This is a genomic window from Thiobacillus sp., from assembly GCF_024708915.1.
On record NZ_JANJXQ010000150.1, the window covers coordinates 1 to 4,724 of the forward strand.

At 65.1% G+C, this 4,724-nt stretch carries 7 protein-coding genes; 4 read left to right on the forward strand and 3 right to left on the reverse strand.

Annotated features, from left to right (window positions below; genetic code table 11):
• Positions 1-286: DUF3025 domain-containing protein (locus tag Q0L94_RS10675; protein WP_296753160.1), on the forward strand; the 286-nt coding region annotated here is incomplete at its 5' end.
• Here the strand turns inward: Q0L94_RS10675 and Q0L94_RS10680 are convergent.
• The 3 genes from Q0L94_RS10680 to Q0L94_RS10690 form a co-directional block, all read right to left on the reverse strand.
• Positions 283-651 carry an STAS/SEC14 domain-containing protein gene (locus Q0L94_RS10680; RefSeq protein WP_296753162.1) on the reverse strand — a complete coding sequence of 123 codons (369 nt, stop codon included), beginning with the start codon at positions 649-651 and terminating at the stop codon, positions 283-285. The two genes, Q0L94_RS10675 and Q0L94_RS10680, sit on opposite strands and share 4 nt — an antisense overlap.
• Positions 652-678: 27 nt before the next feature.
• Positions 679-1,545, reverse strand: a complete 867-nt coding sequence (locus Q0L94_RS10685) for a DMT family transporter (protein ID WP_296753164.1) — start codon at positions 1,543-1,545, stop codon at positions 679-681.
• A gap of 72 nt (positions 1,546-1,617) precedes the next feature.
• Positions 1,618-2,730: an aromatic ring-hydroxylating dioxygenase subunit alpha gene (locus Q0L94_RS10690; protein WP_296753166.1), complete on the reverse strand. Its 1,113-nt coding sequence runs from the start codon at positions 2,728-2,730 to the stop codon at positions 1,618-1,620.
• A 259-nt stretch (positions 2,731-2,989) separates the two neighbouring features.
• On the opposite strand from Q0L94_RS10690, the gene Q0L94_RS10695 reads away from it, so the two are divergent.
• The 3 genes from Q0L94_RS10695 to Q0L94_RS10705 form a co-directional block, all read left to right on the forward strand.
• The gene (locus tag Q0L94_RS10695; RefSeq protein WP_296753167.1) at positions 2,990-3,232 is read left to right on the forward strand and encodes an exodeoxyribonuclease VII small subunit; all 243 of its coding nucleotides are present in this window, start codon (positions 2,990-2,992) and stop codon (positions 3,230-3,232) included.
• Positions 3,225-4,112, forward strand: a complete 888-nt coding sequence (locus Q0L94_RS10700) for a polyprenyl synthetase family protein (RefSeq protein WP_296753169.1) — start codon at positions 3,225-3,227, stop codon at positions 4,110-4,112. The genes Q0L94_RS10695 and Q0L94_RS10700 overlap by 8 nt, the downstream gene beginning before the upstream one ends.
• 1 nt (position 4,113) lies before the next feature.
• Positions 4,114-4,724, forward strand: a 611-nt coding sequence (locus Q0L94_RS10705) for a 1-deoxy-D-xylulose-5-phosphate synthase N-terminal domain-containing protein (RefSeq protein WP_296753171.1), incomplete at its 3' end; no start/stop codon positions are given.

Consider the following 4,724-nt stretch of genomic DNA (forward strand, 5'->3'; position numbering starts at 1 on the left):
AGCGCGTGCCCGCGTGGAAAGTGACATGGGCTTTGTGGTGGTCGGCCATGCGCTGCTGGAAAAGGCGCTGGCGCCTTATCCCTCGATGACTGGAAAATGCCTGACGCTGATCTCGGATTCGCTCGACCCCGATGCTGCCGATGCGCTGGCGGTCGCCGCGCTCGAAACCGTCGACACCCCACGCCAGCTTGCGCCCCTGCCGATACAAGGCATTCCCGGCTGGGATGCGGCCAGCGCAAACGCCGCATATTACGCCAACGCGGAAATCTTCCGGCCTGCGCGCTAGGCTGTTGCGGCCGGCAGTTCGCCGCCGGCGACCCATGACTGCGCCAGTTCCAGTTCGTCGAACAGGCGGATATCCGCCGACATGAACAGGCGGTTCACCCACATGCTCCACGCCACCCACTGGTCGCCGGTCAGGATCGCGATACGGTCGAAATCGTTCTTGTGCTCACGGGAAAACTTCAGTTCCTCCCACGCCACGTCCAGACTGTACGACAGCATGTCGCGCAGATCGAACAGCAGATTGACCGTGCCCTGAAACTGGATGCCGTAGCACACCGCCTGCTCGAATTCGCGGGTATCGTCGAGCGTGAACTGCCCCATTACGGTAACCGCAATCTGGTTGTCTTTGACGTCAAGGCTGATCATCGATGTCTCCTGTGATTGTGTCTCTAACTATAGTGAATCGGGACGCGAGGGCGCGGATGCGCGTACCGCCAGGATGCCCGCCAGCGCCACCACCGCCATGCCGATCCAGGCCGCTAGCGGCAGCCGCTCGCCGAACAGCAGCACGTCGTACACTGCCGCAAATCCCACCGTGGTGTAGGCCAGCGCGCCCACGGTGAGCGTGCGCCCGCGATGGTAGGCGCGCGTCAGCGCCAGCTGCGCCAGCGTGGCGGTCACGCCGATGCCGATCAGCCATGGCCAGTCGCCGGGCTGGGGACGATGGAATCCGGCCACTGCCATCCACGCGCCGCCCCCCACGGTCGCCAGCAGGGTGAAGTAAAACACCACCCGCCATTCGGGTTCGCCGAGCCGGCCCAGCTGCTTGACGTTGACATACGCCACCGCCGCCAGCATACCCGACACCAGCCCGGCCAGTGCGGGGAGCCAGGCTTCGTCCTGCAGCTGCGGACGCAGTACCAGCATGATGCCGACGAACCCCAGCAGCACCGCCGCCACCAGCCCGCGTCCATGGCGCTCGTGCAGCCACCAGGCGGACAATGCCGCCAGAAACAGCGGCGCGGTGTAATTGAGCGTGACGGCGGTGGCCAGCGGCAGCCGCGCAATCGCATAAAAAAACAGCACCAGTGCGGCGAATCCCGCCAGCCCACGCCAGAAGTGCGTGCGCAGATGGCGCGTGGCGAGCGGCGCCAGCAGCCGCCGATGGGTGACGGCGATCACGCCCCAGATGGCGAGGAGCCCGAACGCCGAGCGGTAAAACACCAGCTCGGCGCTGGAGAACTGCGCGGAGGCATGCTTGACCAGCACCCCCATCAGCGCGAACAAGGCCGCCGCCACCAGCATCCAGCTTGATTTCATCAAAAGCGGCTCATTGCAGGCGGGCGAAAAAAACGGGCGGTGCGCGCCGCCCGCCGGGGAATGTGGAGAAACTCATTTCAGGTAGGGCTCGATCTCGCGGCGCAGGAAAGCATGGAAATGCATCATGCCGTCTTCCAGCGGCGACTGGTATGGCCCGGTTTCCGAAATGCCCTGCCGGTATAGCGCGCGCCGGCCCTGGTGCATGCGCTCGCAGATATCCTCGTCTTCCACCGCGGTTTCGTGATACGCCGCCTGTTCGGCTTCGATGAAGGCGCGCTCGAACAGCACGATGTCCTCGGGATAATAGAACTCGACCACGTTGCTGCACGACTCCACCCCGGTCGGCACGATCGACGACACCACCAGCACGTGCGGATACCACTCGACCATCAGGCCCGGATAGTAGGTCAGCCAGATCGAGCCGTGCGCGGGCGCCTTGCCCTGCTGGTAGGCCAGCACCTGTTCGTGCCATGTCCGGTACACCGGCGAGCCCGGCTTGGCCAGCCCGCGATTCACTCCCACCGTCTGCACCGACCACCAGTCGCCGTATTCCCATTTCAGATCGTCGCAGGTGACGAAATGCCCGAGCCCAGGGTGATACGGCGCGACGTGGTAATCCTCCAGATACACCTCGATGAAGGTCTTCCAGTTGCAGGCGTAATGCGTCACCTGCACGCGGTCGAGCATAAAGCCGGAAAAATCCAGTTCGCGTGCCGCCTGCATGCCGGCCAGATCGGCCTTCACATCGCGCGCACCGGCGAACAGCAGGCCTTGCCAGTTCTGCAGGCCGCTGCGGTCGAGGTTGAGGCAGGGATTGCCGGGAAACGCCGGCGCGCCCATCAGCCTGCCCTGGCTGTCGTAGGTCCAGCGATGGATCGGGCAGACGATGTTGCTGGACGGCAGCTTGCCGCGCCCCTGCAGCATCAGCGCCTGGCGGTGGCGGCACACGTTGGACAGCAGTTCGGTGCCCGACCCGCTGTTGACCAGCATTCTCGCGCCGTCGAACAGCTCCAGCGCGTGATAGTCGCCCGCCTCGGGCACCATCAACTGGTGGCCCGCATAACCGGGGCCGTGCTTGAAAAGATGTTTGAGTTCCAGTTCGTAGATGACCGGATCGAAGTACCAGGAAACCGGCAACTGAGGCGAACTTAGCGACAAGGCGCTGGATTCGGCGAGATCGCTCATGGCGTACCCTACTCAAAACCAAGCCCCCTTCCGGTCGGTGCCGGAAGCGGCAAGCGTGATCGCGAAACGACCACCATTAGAAACCTATCAGGGCTCTGGCCCCGATGCCCACCGGATTTACGGATGTCCCCTGCCTGGACGCAATGCTTTGACGGCGCAGGGAAAGCGCGAAATTCTAGCACAGGCAAGCATCCCGGGGAGGCGCCTGCGCGTCGAATTTGTTAAAGTAGCGTCCTTTCTCCGCCGGGTTCGATATTTCATGGCCAAATCCCGCGCCGCCACACCCCCCAAAGATTACGAGTCCGCATTGGCCGAACTGGAAGCCATCGTGGGCGAGATGGAATCCGGCCAGCTGCCGCTGGATGCCTCGCTGACCGCCTACAAGCGCGGCGCCGAACTGCTGCAGTATTGCCGCCAGCAACTGGCCGATGCCGAGCAGCAAGTGAAGATCCTGGAAAACGGCGCCCTGCAGCCCTTCAAGACCGAAGACATCGATGACTGATTTTGCCGCCTGGACACAGGCATGCCAGGCACGCATGGAAAGCGTGCTGGCCGAATGGCTCCCCGCTCCGCAGATTGCCCCGCAGCGCCTGCACGAAGCCATGCGCTACGCAGTGCTGGGCGGCGGCAAGCGGGTGCGTCCGCTGCTGGCGTTTGCCGCCGGCGAGGTCGCGGGCGCCGATATCGAACGCGTACAGCACGCCGCTGCGGCAGTGGAACTGATCCACGCCTATTCGCTGGTGCACGACGACATGCCGGCGATGGACGACGACGCATTGCGGCGCGGCAAGCCGACGGTGCACGTCGAATTCGACGAAGCCACCGCCCTGCTGGTGGGCGATGCACTGCAGAGTCTGGCGTTCGACATCCTCGCTGCGCAGCCGCTGACCGACGACGCTGCCGTCCAGTTGAAGATGGTGCAGCTGCTGGCGCAAGCGGCGGGATCGCGCGGCATGGCCGGCGGCCAGGCGATCGATCTGGCCAGCGTGGGCAAGCCGCTCGACCTGACCGAACTCGAATTCATGCACATCCACAAGACCGGCGCGCTGATCCGCGCCTCGGTGCTGCTGGGCGCGCAATGCGGCACCCTGTCCGGCGCGACTGCCACGGCGCTCGACCGTTACGCCAAATGCATCGGCCTGGCCTTCCAGGTGGTGGACGACGTGCTCGATGCCGAAACCCCCACCGCCACGCTGGGCAAGACCGCCGGCAAGGATGCCGCCAACAACAAACCGACCTACGTCAGCCTGCTCGGCGTGACGCGTGCGCGCGAACTGGCGCTGGAGCTGCGCGCCGATGCCCGTGCCGCACTGGCCGATCTTGGCGCGCGCGCCGAGCGGCTGCGCCAGCTGGCCGATTTTGTGGTCGAACGGACGTTTTAAGATGGCCACACCCTTGCTCGACACCCTCCACACGCCTGCCGACCTGCGCGCCCTGGCGCCGGCCGAGTTGCCGCAACTCGCCGCCGAACTGCGCGAATTCCTGGTGCAGTCGGTTTCCCGCACCGGCGGCCACCTGGCTTCCAATCTCGGCACCGTTGAACTGAGCCTGGCCCTGCATTACGTGTTCGACACCCCGCGCGACCGCATCGTCTGGGACGTCGGCCACCAGACCTACGTCCACAAAATCCTCACCGGCCGCCGCTCGGCGATGGCCGGCCTGCGCCGGCCGGGCGGCATCGCCGGGTTTCCACGCCGCGCCGAAAGCGAGTTCGATGCCTTTGGCGTCGGGCACTCCAGCACCTCGATTTCGGCGGCGCTCGGCATGGCCGAGGCGTTCAATCTGCTTGATTCCAGCCAGCGCGCGGTGGCAATCATCGGCGACGGCGCCATGACCGCCGGCATGGCATTCGAGGCGCTCAACAATGCCGGCGCCACCGACCTGCCCCTGCTGGTGGTGCTGAACGACAACGACATGTCGATTTCGCCCAACGTCGGCGCGCTCAACAACTACCTGGCGCGCATGATGTCCGGCAAGTTCTACGCGGCGGCCCG

Excerpts from the sequence above, each read along its gene's own strand:
- Q0L94_RS10680 (WP_296753162.1), bottom strand. The coding sequence starts at position 651 with ATGATCAGCCTTGACGTCAAAGACAACCAGATTGCGGTTACCGTAATG.
- Q0L94_RS10685 (WP_296753164.1), bottom strand. The coding sequence starts at position 1,545 with ATGAAATCAAGCTGGATGCTGGTGGCGGCGGCCTTGTTCGCGCTGATG.
- Q0L94_RS10690 (WP_296753166.1), bottom strand. The coding sequence starts at position 2,730 with ATGAGCGATCTCGCCGAATCCAGCGCCTTGTCGCTAAGTTCGCCTCAG.
- Q0L94_RS10695 (WP_296753167.1), top strand. The coding sequence starts at position 2,990 with ATGGCCAAATCCCGCGCCGCCACACCCCCCAAAGATTACGAGTCCGCA.
- Q0L94_RS10700 (WP_296753169.1), top strand. The coding sequence starts at position 3,225 with ATGACTGATTTTGCCGCCTGGACACAGGCATGCCAGGCACGCATGGAA.